Consider the following 17,003-nt stretch of genomic DNA (forward strand, 5'->3'; position numbering starts at 1 on the left):
AAGCGATGGGAAGAAGCAGCCATCGCCAGCAGGGCTGGCTCCCACGGAAAACAAAAAAGGGCAAGAGGCATCATGCCTCCTGCCCCTGTTCGGATCAGCCATCCAGGCGACAGCCGATGCCGTTCAGACTCACAGCACTTCAAAAATGCCGCAAGCGCCCATGCCGCCGCCAATGCACATGGTCACTGCCACGCGCTTGGCACCACGGCGTTTGCCTTCGATCAGGGCGTGGCCGGTCAGGCGCTGGCCCGACACGCCGTAGGGGTGACCCACGGCGATCGCGCCACCATTGACGTTCAAACGGTCAGCCGGAATGCCCAGCTTGTCGCGGCAGTACAGCACCTGCACCGCAAACGCTTCGTTCAGTTCCCACAGGTCGATGTCGTTGACTGTCAGGCCCAGACGCGCCAGCGCTTTGGGCACGGCGTAAACAGGGCCAATGCCCATTTCGTCAGGCTCGCAACCGGCCACGGCAAAACCCAGGAATCGGCCCAGGGGCTTCATGCCGCGTTGCTCTGCCAGCTTTTCGTCCATCAGCACGCAAGCGCCTGCACCGTCCGAGAACTGGCTGGCATTGCCCGCAGTCACCAGGCCACCAGGCAGCGCCGAACGCAGGCCGCTGATGGCTTCCACCGTGGTGCCTTCGCGCAGACCTTCGTCACGGCTCACGGTCACTTGCTTGGTGGTCATGCCCATGACCTTGTCGATCACACCTTGCGTGACGGTGATGGGGGCGATTTCGTCGTCAAACTTGCCCGCTGCTGCTGCTGCACAGGCCTTTTGCTGGCTGGCCGCACCGTAAGCATCCATCACGTCACGGCCGATTTTGTAGCGCTTGGCCACTTGCTCGGCGGTTTGCAACATGTTCCAGTAAATCTCTGGCTTTTGTTTGGCCAAAGACAGGTCTTGCAGCATATGGGTGTTCATTTCTTGCTGCACGCAAGAGATGCTTTCGACACCACCGGCCACATACACCTGGCCTTCGCCCGCGATGATGCGTTGCGCGGCCAGCGCGATGGTTTGCAGGCCCGACGAGCAAAACCGGTTCACGGTCATGCCCGACACCGAAATCGGCAGACCGGCCTTGAGGGCGATCTGGCGGGCGATGTTGGCGCCTGTGGCCCCTTCGGGTGTGGCGCAGCCCATGATCACGTCTTCGACCTCGGCGGCGTCAATGCCGGCGCGGGCCACGGCGTGTTGCACCGCGTGGCCACCCAGCGTGGCGCCGTGGGTCATGTTGAAAGCGCCCTTCCAGCTCTTGGCCAGAGGGGTGCGTGCGGTAGAAACGATGACTACATTCGTCATGATGAAAACCTTTCATGCGAGGGACGAGCCCCAGGACCCGTCCGCTCAAAAATTAAAAAATCAGTTGAATGTCTTGCCTTCGGCCACCAAGCGTGCCAACAGGGGCGCGGGTTGCCAGAACTGGGCGTCGTCGTGCGGGTTCTTGGCGAAGCGCTTCATGGCTTCGGCCACGTTGAACAGGCCCACCGTATCGGCGTAGTTCATGGGGCCACCGCGCCAGAACGGGAAGCCGTAACCGGTGATGTAGACCATGTCGATGTCGCTGGCCTTGCTGGCAATGCCCTCTTCCAGGATGTGGCAGGCCTCGTTGACCAAGGAATACACCAAACGCTGCACGATTTCTTCGTCGGAAATCTTGCGCGGGGTGATGCCCATGGCGGCGCGGTGCTTTTCGATCATCTCGACCACCACGGCGCTGGGGATCGCGTCGCGCTTGCCAGCTTGGTAGTCGTACCAGCCTGCGCCGGTTTTTTGGCCATAACGGCCCATCTCGCACAGCAAGTCAGCGGTTTTGCTGTACTTGAGGTTCGGCTTTTCGGTGTAACGGCGCTTGCGGATTGCCCAGCCAATGTCGTTGCCTGCCAAATCGCCCATGCGGAACGGGCCCATGGCAAAACCGAATTTTTCGACCGCTTTGTCCACTTGCGCGGGGGTGCAGCCTTCTTCGATCAGGAAACCAGCCTGGCGGCTGTACTGCTCGATCATGCGGTTGCCGATGAAGCCGTCGCACACGCCGGAGACCACCGAGGTTTTCTTGATCTTCTTGCCGATGGCCATCACGGTGGCCAGCACGTCCTTGCCGGTTTGGGCACCGCGCACCACTTCGAGCAGCTTCATGACGTTGGCAGGGCTGAAAAAGTGCATGCCCACCACGTCTTGCGGACGCTTGGTGAAGCTGGCGATCTTGTTCACGTCGAGCGTCGAGGTGTTGGACGCCAAAATGGCACCGGGCTTCATCACTTCGTCGAGCTTCTTGAAGACGGCTTCTTTCACGCCCATTTCTTCGAACACGGCTTCGATCACCAAATCGGCTTGGCCGATGTCGTCGTAGCTCAGCGTGGTGCTCAACAGTGCCATGCGCTCGTCGTATTTCTCTGGCTTGAGCTTGCCTTTTTTGACCTGCGCTTCGTAGTTCTTGCGGATGGTGGCCACGCCACGGTCCAGCGCGTCTTGCTTCATCTCCAGCATCTTGACGGGGATACCCGCGTTCAAGAAGTTCATCGAGATGCCGCCGCCCATGGTGCCAGCGCCAATCACGGCAATCGACTTGATGTCGCGCTTGGGCGTGTCTTCGGGCACGTCCGGAATCTTGGATGCTGCGCGGTCGGCCATGAAGATGTGACGCAGTGCACGGCACTCGGGCGTCATCATCAGGTTCATAAAAATTTCGCGCTCGAAGACCATGCCGTCTTCAAACTTTTTCTTGGTGGCCGCCTCGACCGCATCCACGCACTTGGCGGGGGCTGGCAAGTTTTTGGCCATGCCCTTGACCATGTTGCGTGCGAACTGGAAGTAGGAATCGCCTTGTGGGTGCTTGCATGGCAGGTTGCGCACCAGTGGCAGCGGGCTGCCGTCGGCGTGGGCTGCGGCCACTTTGCGGGCCAAGGCCAGGGCTTCTTCGGGCAGGCTTTCTGCCGATTTGGCCATCGCATCAAACAGCTTTTGGCCCGGCAACATGGCCAGCATCTCGCTCTTGATGGCTTCGCCGCTGACGATCATGTTGAGCGCAGCCTCGACGCCAATCGCACGGGGCAAACGCTGTGTGCCGCCAGCACCGGGGATCAAGCCCAGCTTGACTTCGGGCAGCGCAATGCTGGCACCAGGTGCAGCGATGCGGTAGTGGCAACCCAAAGCCAACTCCAGACCGCCGCCCATGGCCACAGAATGGATGGCCGCGACAACCGGCTTGGCCGAGTTTTCGCAAGTGCGGATGACGCTGAGCAAATTGGGTTCCTGGATCGCCTTGGGCGAGCCGAATTCGCGGATATCGGCACCGCCCGAAAAGGCTTTGCCACCCCCGGTGATGACGATCGCCTTGACAGCAGCATCGTTGTTGGCTTTTTCCAGGCCATCGGTGATACCGATGCGGGTCGACAGACCCAAACCATTGACGGGCGGGTTCATCAAGGTGATGACCGCGACATCACCGTGGACTTTGTATTCAGCTGTCATGCTGCACTTCCTTTGCGTGAAATAAAGCTGGATGGCAAAAAAGAACGACCGTTCTTTTTTAAGGGATTGTAGTGGCTAGAACGGCAAAAGACAGCCCAAACTGTCTCGACCGGGACGAATGTCACACTTCCAGCCATTCTTTGCGGATGTAAGTGTTCTCGCGCAGGGCTTCGGGTGTGCCTTCAAACACGATGCTGCCATGGCCCATGACCAGGGCGCGGTCCGAGATTTTCATGGCGATGGTGAGTTTTTGCTCGATCAACAAGACCGAAATACCCCGGCTTTTCAGCTGCTCCAGGTACTGCCCCACCAACTCCACAATCTTCGGGGCCAAGCCTTCGGTGGGTTCATCGATGATGATCAGGTCAGGGTCGCCCATGAGGGTGCGGCACAGCGTCAGCATTTGCTGCTCACCGCCGGACAACACACCGGCTTCGGTGTGCTCACGCTCTTTGAGGCGCGGAAACATGGCGTACATGTCCTCAAAAGACCAACGGCCATTTTTACCGCTGCGCTTTTGGCCCAGCTGCAAATTTTGGTGCACCGTGAGCTTGGGGAAAATGTCGCGGTTTTCAGGCACATAGCCAATGCCCAGGTGGGCAATTTCATAAGTCTTTTTGCCTTGAATGGGCTGACCGTTCCAGTCAATGCGGCCCTGGCAATCCACCAAACCCATGATGGCCTTGGCGGTGGTGGAACGGCCGGAGCCGTTGCGTCCCAGCAAGGCCACAATTTCCCCCTGGCCGACTTCAAAGCTCACACCATGCAACACATGGCTTTTGCCGTAATAGGCGTGAAGGTTGTCTACTTGCAACATCAATGGCCTCCCGCCTGGCTGTCTGCAACGGATGAGCCCAAATAGGCCTCCTGCACTTTGGCATTGGCCCTGACCGCCTCGGGCGTGTCAAAGGCGATCACTTCACCATAAACCACCACCGCAATCTTGTCGGCGAGCCCAAACACCACGCCCATGTCGTGTTCCACCGTCAGCAAGGTTTTGCCCACCGTGACTTCCTTGATCAGGTGAATGAAACGCGAGGTTTCGCTTTTGCTCATGCCCGCCGTGGGTTCGTCGAGCAGGATCACGTCAGCCCCACCTGCGATCGTCACACCGATTTCAAGGGCGCGTTGTTCGGCGTAGGTCAGGTTCACGGCCAGCACATCGCGTTTTTTGTCCAGGCGGATCATCTCCAGCAACTGGTCAGCGCGCTCATTGGCGTCTTTCAGCCCCGACAGGAACTTGAAGAAGGTGTACTTGTACCCAAGACTCCACAGCACCGCGCAACGCAGGTTTTCAAAAACACTCAACTTCGGGAAGATGTTGGTGATCTGAAAGCTGCGCGCCAGCCCCATGCGGTTGATCTCATAGGGCGTCTTGTGCTGAATGGCTTGGCCGTTCAACAAAATGTCGCCGCTGGTCGGGCCAAAGCGGCCGCTGATCAGGTTGAACAGGGTGGACTTGCCCGCACCGTTAGGGCCAATAACGGCCACCCGCTCACCGGGCTCAACCGCCAGATTCACACCCCGGATGATTTCGGTCTTGCCGAAATTCTTGCGAACGTCTTTCAGTTCCAATGCGTAGGTCGTACTCATACTGCAGTCTCCCGGCGCTTGATTTCTTTTTCGATCTCGGTCTGGATCTCGCCCCATTCGATCATGTACTGACGGCGAGACAACTCAAACAAGCCCAAACCGGTCAGCATGACAAAGGCACAGCCAAACCAGCTGTCCAGCCCTTTGGCATTGAGTGTGGCCCCCATGAATTTGACCGTGTCACCCAAGGCCGAATTGAGCTGCAGGTGATAAACCATTTCGATCATCGCGCCCGCGCCTGCCAACATGACAAAAGCGGTCAGGCCCAGGCCCAGGTAACTGGTCCAGATCTGGCGCAGCTTGCCAAACTTGGCCACCCGCAGGTTCATCATGATCAGGCTGGCAATGCCGCCGGGTGCATACATGACCATGAACAGGAAGATGAGACCCAGGTAAAGCAGCCAGGCCTTGGTCAGCTCTGACAACAGAACAAAGGCAATGACCATCAAGATGGCGCCAATGATCGGCCCAAAGAAGAACGTGGCCCCCCCCAGAAAAGTGAAGAGCAAATACGCGCCCGAGCGCCCTGCCCCGACCACTTCGGCCGTGACGATCTCGAAGTTGAGTGCCCCTAAACCGCCAGCGATGCCTGCAAAAAAGCCTGCAATGATGAAGGCGATGTAACGCACGCGTTGGGTGTTGTAGCCAATGAACTCCACACGTTCGGGGTTGTCGCGCACCGCATTCAAAATGCGACCCAAAGGGGTCTGGGTGAAGGCGTACATCAAGGCCACACACACAAAGGTGTAGGCCGCAATCAGGTAATAAACCTGAATTTGCGGGCCGTAGGTGATGCCAAAGAAGGCCTCGCCTGCCACCCGGTTGCCCGACACGCCCGCCTCACCCCCGAAAAATTCGGAGAACATGAGCGACATGGCAAACACCAGCTCGGCCACGCCCAGCGTGATCATGGCGAACGGTGTGCCCGATTTGCGCGTGGTCACCCAGCCCAGCAAGATGGCAAAGCCCATGCCCGCCACGCCACCCACAATGGGCAACAGGCTGACCGGGATATGCCATTTGCCCGCACTCACCGCGTTCAACGCATGGATCGCGAGGTAAGAACCCAGCCCTGTGTAGACCGCATGGCCAAAGCTGAGCATGCCGCCTTGGCCCAACAGCATGTTGTAGGACAGGCAGGCAATGATGGCGATGCCCATTTGCGCCAGCATGGTGGTCGACAGGTTGCTGGTGAACACCAGCGGCGCCATCAGCAAGACCAGTGCGAACAAGCTCCAGATGACCCAGCGGCCGACGTTGTAAGGTTTGAATTTGTAAACAGCAGCCATGTCTTAACCCTCGCGAGTGCCCAAAAGACCCTTGGGCCGGAAGATGAGGATCAGCACCAGGAACAAATAAGGCAGGATGGGCGCGACCTGCGACAGCGTGAGTTTCGCAAACGAGTTGTCTTGCGTCGCGGCAGACAAGGCCCAGCCCATGTCTTTGGCCAAAGTGAGAAACGAGTAGTCAATGGCCACGGCAAAGGTCTGGATCACGCCGATCAGCACCGACGCCAAAAAAGCCCCGGATAAGGAGCCCATGCCCCCGACGACCACCACCACAAAGATGACAGAGCCGACGGTGGCGGCCATGGCCGGTTCAGTCACAAACGTGCTGCCGCCAATCACCCCCGCCAAACCCGCCAGCCCGGTGCCAGCGCCAAACACCAGCATGAACACGCGTGGCACGTTGTGCCCGAGAGACTCGGCCATTTCCGGATGCGTCAAGGCCGCCTGAATCACCAAGCCGATGCGCGTGCGCGTGAGCAAGAGCCACAAGGACATCAGCATCAAAAGCGCCACCAGCATCATGAACGCACGGGTGGCAGGAAACGGTGAACACACCACCCGAATGGCCGCATCGGCAGCCGCGCAAGCTTCGGCAGGTGCTGCACCCCAGACCAGACTCAGGCCGTTGGCCGAGTGGTTGATCAAGGTGAATGCGGCACTGCGCAGGATTTCGGGCGGAGCGAATTCGACGGCGGTTCGGCCCCAAACCAGCTGCACCAGTTCGAGCACCACGTAAGAGAGTCCGAAAGTGACCAGCAATTCAGGCACATGGCCGAACGGGTGCACCTTGCGCAAGGTCACGCGCTCAAACAGCGCACCGCAAGCGCCCACAAACAGCGGCGCCAACACCAAGGCGGGCCAAAAGCCGATCCACCCCGACAGGGTGTAGCCGAAATAGGCGCCAATCATGTAAAAACTGGCGTGCGCAAAGTTGAGCACACCCATCATGCTGAAAATCAGCGTCAGCCCGGAGCTGAGCATGAAAAGCAACAGCCCGTAACTGAGACCGTTGAGCATGGAGATGATAAAAAACTCCATAAATACTGCCACTTTCCAGGCTCTGAACGAGCCTTACTTCGTTACCGAAAGTGGGTTGCAATGATCAACCCGAGACTGACAAGGGCCACAACGCCCAAAAAAAGGCCCGACAACTTTCATGTTCATCGGGCCACCTAACCCTTGGGTTCATAAGACCAACCCTGGGCTCGGCTGAAACCTGCCGGTCAACCAAGCTGCCTTGGTTCACCAGCGTGGCAACAGCTTAGCCAGGACGTTTCATCTGGCAGCTGGTGGGCGTGCTGGACACATACGAAGGGAACTCTTTGACGGGCGCCAAAGTCATGCCGGTGTTCTCTGGGCTATAGGGGTACTTCTTGTCCGCCTTTTGCCAAACGGTCATGTACAGCGGTTGCTGCAGTTGGTGGTCGGCCTTGCGGATTTCCACTTCGCCGTGGTAGCTCTTGTATTTGAGGCCTTCCAATGCAGCCGCCACTTTGACGGGGTCAGTCGACTTGGCCTTGGCCATGGCCTCACCCAATGCGCTGTAGATCGAGATCACAGATCCTGTGTAGAAGTCGTCGTTGAACTTGGTTTTGAACTCGGCCATCCACTTGCCAATGTCACCACCCATGTTGTAGTGGCTGTAAGCAATCTGGTAAACGCGCCCAGCGCCACCTTGACCCAGCGCCGTGGGGGTGCCCGTCACGCCGGTATAGTAGGTGTAGAACTTGCCGTTGTAACCACCTTCATTGGCGGCTTTGACCAGCAAGGCCAGATCCGAGCCCCAGTTGCCGGTGATCACGGTGTCAGCGCCCGAAGCCTTGATCTTGGCGATGTAAGGCGAGAAATCACGCACCTGGGCCAGTGGGTGCAGGTCTTCGCCCACGATCTGCACGTCAGGACGCTTGCGGGCCAGGTTTTCCTTGGCAAACTTGGCGACCTGGTGACCGTGCGAGTAGTTCTGGTTGAACAAGTAGACCTTCTTGATGGAAGTGTCATCCTTCATGAAGGTGGTCATCGCCTCGATCTTCATCGAGGTGTCGGCGTCAAAACGGAAGTGCCAGTAGCTGCACTTGCTGTTGGTGAAGTCGGGGTCCACAGCCGAGTGGTTCAGGAAAATGATTTCTTTGCCGGGGTTGCGCTCGTTGTGCTTGTTGATCGCTTCGATCAGGGCACCCGCCACCGATGAGCCATTGCCTTGTGTGATGTAGCGCACGCCTTGGTCCATGGCGGCCTTGAGCGCGTTCAGGCTTTCGGCGGGGCTCAATTTGTTGTCAATGCCGATGACTTCGAACTTGACACCTGCAGGATTGGTCTTGCTGAATTTATCGGCAAAAAACTGGAAGCTCTTGAGCTGGTTGCTGCCCACGGGCGCCATCAGGCCCGAAAGTGGATCGATCCAGGCAATCTTGACGGTCTCGCCCTTTTGAGCAAAAGCGCCCATGGAGCAAGCGGCCAAAGCGGCTGCAGCGATCAAGCGGGTGGTGGTTTTCATTCAAAGTCTCCTGCGTTATGAATCAGAACAATGTCAGCGTAACCGGTGAAAACACAAATGTGCTCGGGGTTTGCCCCTAAGCCTTATCACCCGCGCGACTTTGCAATCGCGCGGGTTTGTTTTGAATCAAAGACCCGGCAAAACGTAGTCCGCCAACTGCTCGCGCAATTTGGTCTTGAGCATCTTGCCTGTGCCCCCCAAAGGAATGGCCTCCACAAACACCACATCGTCCGGAATTTGCCATTTGGCCGTCTTGCCGTCGTAGAAAGCAATCAGTTCGTCGCGGCTGACTTCGGCGCCTGGCTTCTTGACCACGCACACAATCGGACGTTCATCCCACTTGGGGTGGCGCATGCCGATGCAGGCCGCCATGGCCACAGCCGGGTGGGCCATGGCGATGTTCTCCACATCAATCGAGCTGATCCACTCGCCGCCGGACTTGATGACGTCCTTGCTGCGATCGGTGATCTGCATGAAGCCGTCGGCATCGATGGTGGCCACATCGCCCGTGGGGAACCAGCCGTCCACCAAGGGGCTGCCGCCTTCTTGCTTGTAATAAGAGGCGATGACCCAAGGCCCTTTGACCAACAAGTCACCCGCGGCCTTGCCGTCGTGGGGCAAGGCTTTGCCGTTTTCATCGACAATTTTCATGTCGATGCCGAAGATGCAGCGGCCTTGCTTGAGTCGCAGCTTCATCTGCGCTTCGGCGGGCAAGCTCAGGTGTTTGTTTTTCAGGGTGCACACGGTGCCCAGCGGGCTGAGCTCGGTCATGCCCCAGGCGTGCAGCACGTCCACGTTGTAGTCCTGACGGAAGGCGTCGATCATGGCGGGTGGGCAAGCCGAGCCACCAATCACGGTGCGGTTGAGTTGGCTGAACTTCAGGCCCGCGGGCTTCATATGGCCCAGCAGCATTTGCCAGACGGTGGGCACACCTGCCGCAAAGGTCACGCCTTCGTTCTCGATCAGCTCGTACACCGACTTGCCATCTAACGCGGGACCGGGAAACACCAGCTTGGCCCCCGTCATGGCCGCGCTGTACGGGATGCCCCAGGCGTTGACGTGGAACATGGGCACGACCGGCAAAATCGAATCACGGGCCGAAATGCACATGGAATCGGGCAAAGCTGCCGCATAAGCGTGCAACACGGTGGAACGGTGGCTGTACAAAGCGCCCTTGGGGTTGCCGGTGGTGCCGCTGGTGTAGCACAGGCTGCAGGCCGAGTTCTCGTCCAGTTGCGGCCAGGCGTATGTTTGGGATTGCTGGCCCATCCAGGCCTCGTAGCTGACCAAGCCCGGAATGCCGGTATCGGCAGGCAGTTTGTCGGCATCGCACAATGCGACGTATTGGGTGATGGTGCTGCAATGGGCATGCACCGCCTGCACCAAAGGCAAGAACGACATGTCAAAGCACAGGATCTGGTCTTCGGCGTGGTTGGCAATCCAGGCGATCTGCTCAGGGTGCAGACGGGGGTTGATGGTGTGCAGCACACGGCCCGAGCCGCTCACGCCAAAATAAAGCTCCAGGTGCCGGTAACCGTTCCAGGCCAGCGTGGCGATGCGGGAGCCCTGCGGCAGTTTGAGCGCATCCAAGGCGTTGGCCACCTGGCGCGAGCGGCCGCCCACATCGGCCCAAGTGTAGCGGTGGATGTCCCCTTCCACCCGACGCGACACGACTTCGCTGTCACCGTGGTGCTTCTCGGCAAATTCAATCATTGAAGAAATCAGCAGCGATTGCTGTTGCATCAGTCCCAACATGGGCATCTCCTGTCAGTGGGGTTGTTCTCAAGCAAATCATTGTGCACCCGCGAGATGACGCCTCGGCTCATAAAACCGGCTTTAAAACCCGCAATTACCCGGGTACTTGTCAAGAGCGTGACAATCGGGCCCTATGCATTCAGCCCATTTGAACCCGCTCAGCCGCGCCGACGATGCGCCATCCGCGCTCGTATGGACCCACCGCCTGACGCAATTGGGCCCCCGGTTTTTCACACGCTTGCAGCCCACGCCAGTGGCCGCACCCCGCTGGGCCGCCCGCAACGAGGCCCTGCGCGCAGAGCTGGGCTGGCCGACCGAGGTGTTCAATGACGATCACTTGCAAGCCCTGGCGGGCAACGCGACCATGACCGGCTCAGACCCCTTGGCCACGGTCTACAGCGGCCACCAGTTCGGCCAATGGGCCGGGCAACTGGGTGATGGCCGTGCCATCTGGCTGGGCGAAGCCGCTTCTGCCCAAGGCCCACAAGAAATCCAGCTCAAAGGCGCGGGCCGCACCCCGTATTCGCGCGGCGGCGATGGCCGAGCCGTGCTGCGCTCCAGCATCCGCGAGTATTTGTGCAGCGAGGCCATGCACGGCCTGGGCATTGCGACCACCCGGGCGCTCAGCCTTGTCGCTTCGCCAGAGCCCGTGCGGCGCGAAGAAATTGAAAGCGCCGCCGTGGTGGCGCGTGTGGCGCCCAGCTTTTTGCGCTTCGGGCATTTTGAACATTTTTCGGCGCAGGGCGACACCGACAGCCTGCGCACCCTGGCCGACCATGCCATCGCCCACCACTTGCCGCAATGCCATGACCGTGCGGCGCTTTGGCAAGGCAACGTCTATGCGGCCCTGCTGGATGAAGTGCAAGAGCGCACCGCCAAGCTGCTGGCGCAGTGGCAGGCTGTGGGTTTTTGCCACGGCGTGATGAACACCGACAACATGAGCCTCATGGGCCTGACCATTGATTACGGCCCCTTCCAATTCATGGATGGCTTTAACCCCGGCCACATCTGCAACCACTCGGACCACCAAGGCCGCTACGCCTATGGGCGCCAGCCCAACGTGGCCTACTGGAACCTGTATTGCCTGGCCCAGGCCCTGGCCCCTTTGATCGACGACCAGGAAATGACCCTGCAGGTGCTGGAGGGCTACAAAACTTTGTTCCCACAGTATCTGGGTGACGCCATGCGGGCCAAGCTGGGGTTGACGGGCAGCCTAGCCCCCGAGTCCGAGCGTGAAGCCGACTGGACGCTGGTGGAAGACCTGATGCAGCTCATGGCGGCCGAAAAAGTGGACTTCACCCTGTTTTGGCGGCAACTGAGCCAAGCGGTTGTGCAGCAATCACAAGCCCCCCTGTTGACCGATGCAGGCTGGAGCGCCGTCACGGACCAAGTGCTGGACCGCCCTCGCCTGCTGGCCTGGCTGGAACGCTACAGCGCCCGAGCAGGTCAAAACAACTTTGCGGTCATGGGCACACAGATGCTGCGCACCAACCCCAAATTTGTGCTGCGCAACCACTTGGCAGAAACCGCCATCCGCCAAGCCAAGGCCGGGGATTTTTCAGAAATCGAGACCCTCTACAACTTGCTAAAGTCCCCCTTTGACGAGCATCCGGGCTTTGAAGCCTATGCCGACCTGCCGCCCGACTGGGCGGGCCAACTGGAAATCAGCTGTTCATCATGACTTCTTCAAACTACAAATCCATCCAAAAAACCGACGCTGAATGGCGCGAACTGCTGGCCGCCAAAGGTGCCGAGCCCGTTGCCTTTGCTGTGACCCGCCAGGCAGCCACCGAGCGCCCCTTCACCGGCAAATACGAAGGCCATTGGGCCCATGGCATTTACCGCTGCATGTGCTGCGATGCGGAACTTTTCAAATCCGACACCAAGTTTGATGCGGGCTGCGGCTGGCCCAGCTTTTCGCAAGCCTCGGCAGACGGCGCGATTGAAGAGCGCGTGGACACCAGCCACGGCATGCGCCGGGTGGAAACCGTGTGCGCCCAATGCGGTGCGCACCTCGGCCATGTGTTCGAAGACGGCCCGGCCCCCACGGGCCTGCGCTACTGCATGAATTCGGCTTCGTTAGACTTCGAGGCTTCTTGATCCCACACGGCTGCGCCCAAAAGGCTTCTCGCGGCGCAGCCAACCGGCCCCATTCATGAAATTCATCCTCGACTTTTTCCCCATCCTGCTATTCTTTGGCGCCTACAAAACGACCGACATCTACACCGCCACAGCGGTCCTGATGGCGGCCACCGTGGTGCAAACCGCGCTGATCTACAAGATGGACGGCAAACTGCAGACCATGCACAAGATCACGCTGGTGCTGGTGCTCGGCTTTGGTGCCCTCACCTTGGGCCTGCACGACGAACGCTTCATCAAGTGGAAACCCACCTTGCTTTACGCAGGTTTGGCGATTGCACTGGCCGTGGCACACGGCTTCTTGAAGAAGAACTTTTTGCACATGCTGCTGGGCCAGCAGCTGCAGCTGCCACACGCGGTCTGGAACCGGCTGAACCTTTCGTGGATGCTTTACTGCATCTTCATGGCGTCGATCAACGCCTATGTCGCGGCCTATTTCAGCACCGAAGATTGGGTGAACTTCAAGCTTTGGGGCTACGCCTTCCCCCTGGTGTTCATCCTCGGCCAAGGCCTGTACATCGCCCGCTACCTGCCCAAAGAAGGCGCTGACCAAGAATGAGCGACCTGCCCTTGCCCCTGAGCGCGCAAATCCATGCCCGCCTGACCGAACGCCTGCAGCCAACCGAGCTGAGGGTCATCGACGAAAGCGCCGCGCACGCGGGTCATGTGGGTGCCAACGACAGCGGCCAAGGCACCCACATGCGTGTGTGCGTTGCTTCACCTTTGTTTACACCGCTCAGTCGTGTCCAGCGCCATCGCCTTGTGTATGATGCGCTGCAAGATTTCATTGACCAAGGGCTGCATGCCCTGGCCATCGAGCTGATCTGAACCCGGGCCGTCACCCACTGGTGGCAGCCCCTTTTTTTGAACCCTTGATTCAACCCTGACACAACGTCATTGAGGACAACAGAATGAAAAAGCAAATGCTCAGCGCCGCCCTGGTGGCCCTGCTGGCGGTTCCCGCCCTGGCGCAAAACCTGGCCGTGGTCAACGGCAAGCCAGTGCCTTCTTCGCGCGTCAATGCGCTCAAGCAGCAAGTCGAAGCCTCTGGCCGCCCTGTGACGCCTGAAGTGCTGGCCCAGATCAAGGAAGAGTTGATCGCCCGTGAAATCTTCATGCAAGAAGCCAAAAAGCAAGGCCTGGACGCCTCTGACGAGTACAAGACCCAGATCGAACTGGCCCGTCAGACCATCCTGATCCGCCAGCTGTTTGCCGACTTCCAGAAGAAAAACCCGGTGACCGATGCTGACATCAAGGCCGAATACGACAAGTTTGCGGCTGCCAACGGTGGCAAGGAATACCGCGCCCGCCACATCTTGGTGGAAAAAGAAGACGAAGCCCTGGCCCTGATCGCCCAGATCAAAAAAGGCGGCAGCTTTGAAGACCTGGCCAAAAAAGCATCCAAAGACCCAGGCTCCGGTGCCAACGGTGGCGACTTGGACTGGGCAGCTGCTGGCAGCTATGTGCCCGAATTCTCAGGTGCCATGGTCAAGCTGGACAAAGGCCAGATGACCGAGACGCCCGTGAAGAGCCAGTTCGGCTTCCACATCATCCGTGTGGACGATGTGCGTGAAGCCCAGTTGCCCAAACTGGAAGACGTCAAACCCCAGATTGCCCAGCAACTGCAGCAGCAAAAGCTCAGCACCTTCCAGGACAACTTGCGCAGCAAAGCCAAGATCCAGTGATTTGAGCCCTGCGCTCATTGCAGAAAACGCGACTTCGGTCGCGTTTTTTATTGTTGGGCGGTTATTGCAGGGCTATGAAGACGGTTGTGGTCAAAAGAGATTGGCGCGGCCAGGGCCCGCCGCTTCAGGCTTACCCGCACATGAACGGGCAAGCTGGGATAATCCCAGCCCATGCAGCCCCACCAACTCGAACTCCTCGCCCCCGCCCGCACCTTTGACATCGGCATCGAAGCCATAAACCATGGCGCAGATGCGGTCTACATCGGTGGTCCCTCGTTTGGTGCCAGGTCCACCGCCGACAACAGCATCCAGGACATTGCCAAGCTGGTGCAATATGCCCACCGCTTTCACAGCCGCATCTTCGTCACGCTCAACACCATCTTGCGCGACGACGAACTCGAAGGGGCCCGCAAATTGGCTTGGCAGCTGTATGACGCCGGGGTGGATGCGCTGATCGTGCAGGACATGGGCCTGCTGGAGATCGACCTGCCGCCCATCCAGCTGCACGCCAGCACCCAAACCGACATCCGCACGCCCGAGAAAGCCCGCTTTTTGCAAGACGCGGGTTTGAGCCAGATCGTGCTGGCACGGGAACTCACCCTGCCCCAGATCGCAGCCATCCGCGATGCGGTGGACACCGAGCGCACCGTGATCGAATTCTTTGTGCACGGCGCTTTGTGCGTGGCCTACAGTGGCCAATGCTTCATCAGCCACGCCCACACCGGACGCAGCGCCAACCGGGGCGACTGCTCGCAGGCCTGCCGCCTGCCTTATGAGGTCAAGGACGCGCAAGGCCGCATCGTGGCGCACGACAAGCATGTGCTGAGCATGAAGGACAACAACCAGAGCGAGAACCTGCGCGCCCTGGTCGATGCGGGCATCCGCAGCTTCAAGATCGAAGGCCGTTACAAGGACATGGCCTACGTCAAAAACATCACGGCCCACTACCGCAAGCTGTTCGACGAGGTGCTCAGCGAGCGTCCCGAGCTGGCTGCCGCCTCGCACGGCCGCAGCACCTTCAGCTTCGAACCCGACCCGAACCAGAACTTCAACCGAGAATTCACCGACTACTTTGTGCAAGGCCGCAAGGAAGACATCGGTGCGTTTGACACCCCCAAAAACCCTGGCCAGCCCATCGGCTGGGTCAGCAAGGTCACGGCCGAACACGTCGAAATCACCACCGACGACGCGGCCACCGAGCTACACAACGGCGACGGCATGTGCTACTACGACCTGCAAAAAGAGCTGGTGGGCCTGCAGATCAACCGCGTGGAGGCCCAAAAAACCAAAGGGGTTTGGAAGCTCTTTCCCAAAGACCCGATGGATGGCTTCAAGGACTTGCGCAAAGGCGTGCAGGTCAACCGCAACCGCGACATGAGCTGGGTGCGCACGCTGGACAAAAAATCGGCCGAACGCCGCATGGGGGTCTGGATGCAGCTGGCCGAAAGCCCCAATGGCCAGGGTGAAGGTCTGCAACTGACGCTGACCGACGAGGCGGGCCACACCGGCACAGCGCACATGGCGATTGCTTGGCAAGCCCCCAAAGACGCCTCACAAGCCGAAGGCATTCTCAAGACCGCTTTGGGCAAATTGGGCGACACCTTGTTTGAACCGCTCGATGTGCAACTGGATCTGCCCCGCCCCTGGTTCGTTCCGCCCTCGCAACTCAATGCGCTGCGGCGCGATGCCGTGCAAGCCCTCGAAAGCGCCCGCGCTGAAGGTCTGCACCGCCTGCCGCGAGCCGTGCCTGTCGAGCCACCTGCGCAATACCCTGAAGACACCCTGACCTATCTGGCCAATGTGTTCAACCAGAAAGCCCGCGACTTTTATGCCAAGCATGGCGTCAAGGTCATCGCTGCGGCTTACGAAAGCCAAGAAGAGTTGGGCGAAGTCAGCCTGATGATCACCAAGCACTGCGTTCGGTTCAGTTTGAGCCTGTGCCCCAAGCAGGCCAAAGGCGTGACCGGCGTGCAAGGCACCGTGAAGGCCGAGCCCATGCAGCTGATCAATGGCAAGGAAAAGCTGACCCTGCGCTTTGACTGCAAACCCTGCGAAATGCATGTGGTCGGCAAGATCAAAAAATCGGTGCTGAATGCGGTGCCCGAAAGCCCGGTGCAGTTTTACAAAACACGAACCATCGTGGGCATGCACTGATGGACGCAAAAACGCGACCTGAAACCAACTCAGAAAATCAGTCCAGCCAGCGCCAATCTGCCAAGCTGTAACGGCCATCGGGCTGGCGCCAGACCTTGGCTTGTGCGGTGCGACTGATACCGTCCAGCGTCACCTGAAGGCGCAACTCCAAGTTGATTCCGGCCACCAACTGCTGTCGGGCTTGGCTCACGTCTTTGTAAAGCACTCGGGCCTTGTTCTGAACTGCAAAAGTCTGAACCGCAAAACGTGCGGCTTCCTGCACATCCGGTTTGAAAGGATCCACTTCTGACCAGCCACCGGCAAGCGGTGCAGTGCTGGCAGGTGCCGTGGGTGCGGCAGGCGAAGCCCCCTCGGGCGTACAAGCGCTCAACATGCTCAAGGCCATGCCCAACCACAAAGAAATCAAGCGCATCGGCA

At 59.2% G+C, this 17,003-nt stretch carries 15 protein-coding genes; 6 read left to right on the top strand and 9 right to left on the bottom strand.

Annotated features, from left to right (window positions below; genetic code table 11):
* Positions 1-129: 129 nt before the first annotated feature.
* The 8 genes from ACZ5VE_RS07475 to ACZ5VE_RS07510 all read right to left on the bottom strand — a co-directional run bounded on the left by ACZ5VE_RS07475 (position 130) and on the right by ACZ5VE_RS07510 (position 10,608).
* The gene (locus tag ACZ5VE_RS07475) at positions 130-1,305 is read right to left on the bottom strand and encodes an acetyl-CoA C-acyltransferase (RefSeq protein ID WP_464457368.1); all 1,176 of its coding nucleotides are present in this window, start codon (positions 1,303-1,305) and stop codon (positions 130-132) included.
* A gap of 60 nt (positions 1,306-1,365) precedes the next feature.
* Positions 1,366-3,477, bottom strand: a complete 2,112-nt coding sequence (locus ACZ5VE_RS07480; RefSeq protein ID WP_464457369.1) for a 3-hydroxyacyl-CoA dehydrogenase NAD-binding domain-containing protein — start codon at positions 3,475-3,477, stop codon at positions 1,366-1,368.
* A 121-nt stretch (positions 3,478-3,598) separates the two neighbouring features.
* A complete protein-coding gene (locus ACZ5VE_RS07485) occupies positions 3,599-4,294 on the bottom strand; it encodes an ABC transporter ATP-binding protein (RefSeq protein WP_464457370.1) in 696 nt (231 codons plus the stop codon).
* Positions 4,294-5,070 (bottom strand): ABC transporter ATP-binding protein, encoded by a 777-nt coding sequence (locus tag ACZ5VE_RS07490; protein ID WP_464457371.1) that lies wholly within the window; start codon positions 5,068-5,070, stop codon positions 4,294-4,296. The genes ACZ5VE_RS07485 and ACZ5VE_RS07490 overlap by 1 nt, the downstream gene beginning before the upstream one ends.
* On the bottom strand, positions 5,067-6,359 hold the full coding sequence (locus ACZ5VE_RS07495) for a branched-chain amino acid ABC transporter permease (protein ID WP_464457372.1): 1,293 nt from the start codon (positions 6,357-6,359) through the stop codon (positions 5,067-5,069). The genes ACZ5VE_RS07490 and ACZ5VE_RS07495 overlap by 4 nt, the downstream gene beginning before the upstream one ends.
* 3 nt (positions 6,360-6,362) lie before the next feature.
* Positions 6,363-7,397 carry a branched-chain amino acid ABC transporter permease gene (locus ACZ5VE_RS07500; RefSeq protein ID WP_464457373.1) on the bottom strand — a complete coding sequence of 345 codons (1,035 nt, stop codon included), beginning with the start codon at positions 7,395-7,397 and terminating at the stop codon, positions 6,363-6,365.
* 223 nt (positions 7,398-7,620) lie between these two features.
* Positions 7,621-8,853 (bottom strand): branched-chain amino acid ABC transporter substrate-binding protein, encoded by a 1,233-nt coding sequence (locus ACZ5VE_RS07505; protein WP_464457374.1) that lies wholly within the window; start codon positions 8,851-8,853, stop codon positions 7,621-7,623.
* A gap of 126 nt (positions 8,854-8,979) precedes the next feature.
* Positions 8,980-10,608 carry a 3-(methylthio)propionyl-CoA ligase gene (locus tag ACZ5VE_RS07510; RefSeq protein WP_464457375.1) on the bottom strand — a complete coding sequence of 543 codons (1,629 nt, stop codon included), beginning with the start codon at positions 10,606-10,608 and terminating at the stop codon, positions 8,980-8,982.
* A gap of 133 nt (positions 10,609-10,741) precedes the next feature.
* Here ACZ5VE_RS07510 and ACZ5VE_RS07515 point away from each other — a divergent pair, with 133 nt between their 5' ends.
* The 6 genes from ACZ5VE_RS07515 to ACZ5VE_RS07540 all read left to right on the top strand — a co-directional run bounded on the left by ACZ5VE_RS07515 (position 10,742) and on the right by ACZ5VE_RS07540 (position 16,586).
* Positions 10,742-12,289, top strand: coding sequence for a protein adenylyltransferase SelO (locus ACZ5VE_RS07515; RefSeq protein WP_464457376.1), 1,548 nt, complete (start codon positions 10,742-10,744; stop codon positions 12,287-12,289).
* Complete coding sequence (gene msrB, locus ACZ5VE_RS07520) at positions 12,286-12,708, top strand: peptide-methionine (R)-S-oxide reductase MsrB (RefSeq protein WP_464457377.1); 423 nt, start codon at positions 12,286-12,288, stop codon at positions 12,706-12,708. Before ACZ5VE_RS07515 ends, msrB begins: the two co-directional genes overlap by 4 nt.
* A gap of 55 nt (positions 12,709-12,763) precedes the next feature.
* Positions 12,764-13,306, top strand: a complete 543-nt coding sequence (locus tag ACZ5VE_RS07525; RefSeq protein WP_464457378.1) for a septation protein A — start codon at positions 12,764-12,766, stop codon at positions 13,304-13,306.
* Positions 13,303-13,575, top strand: a complete 273-nt coding sequence (locus ACZ5VE_RS07530; protein WP_464457379.1) for a BolA family protein — start codon at positions 13,303-13,305, stop codon at positions 13,573-13,575. The genes ACZ5VE_RS07525 and ACZ5VE_RS07530 overlap by 4 nt, the downstream gene beginning before the upstream one ends.
* 83 nt (positions 13,576-13,658) lie before the next feature.
* Positions 13,659-14,432, top strand: coding sequence for a peptidylprolyl isomerase (locus tag ACZ5VE_RS07535; protein ID WP_464457380.1), 774 nt, complete (start codon positions 13,659-13,661; stop codon positions 14,430-14,432).
* Positions 14,433-14,603: 171 nt separating this feature from the next.
* On the top strand, positions 14,604-16,586 hold the full coding sequence (locus ACZ5VE_RS07540; RefSeq protein ID WP_464457381.1) for a peptidase U32 family protein: 1,983 nt from the start codon (positions 14,604-14,606) through the stop codon (positions 16,584-16,586).
* A gap of 37 nt (positions 16,587-16,623) precedes the next feature.
* On the opposite strand, the gene ACZ5VE_RS07545 is transcribed toward ACZ5VE_RS07540, so the two are convergent.
* Complete coding sequence (locus ACZ5VE_RS07545) at positions 16,624-16,998, bottom strand: cystatin domain-containing protein (protein WP_464457382.1); 375 nt, start codon at positions 16,996-16,998, stop codon at positions 16,624-16,626.
* Between the last annotated feature and the right edge of the window lie 5 nt (positions 16,999-17,003).

This window comes from Limnohabitans sp. INBF003 (assembly GCF_055396645.1).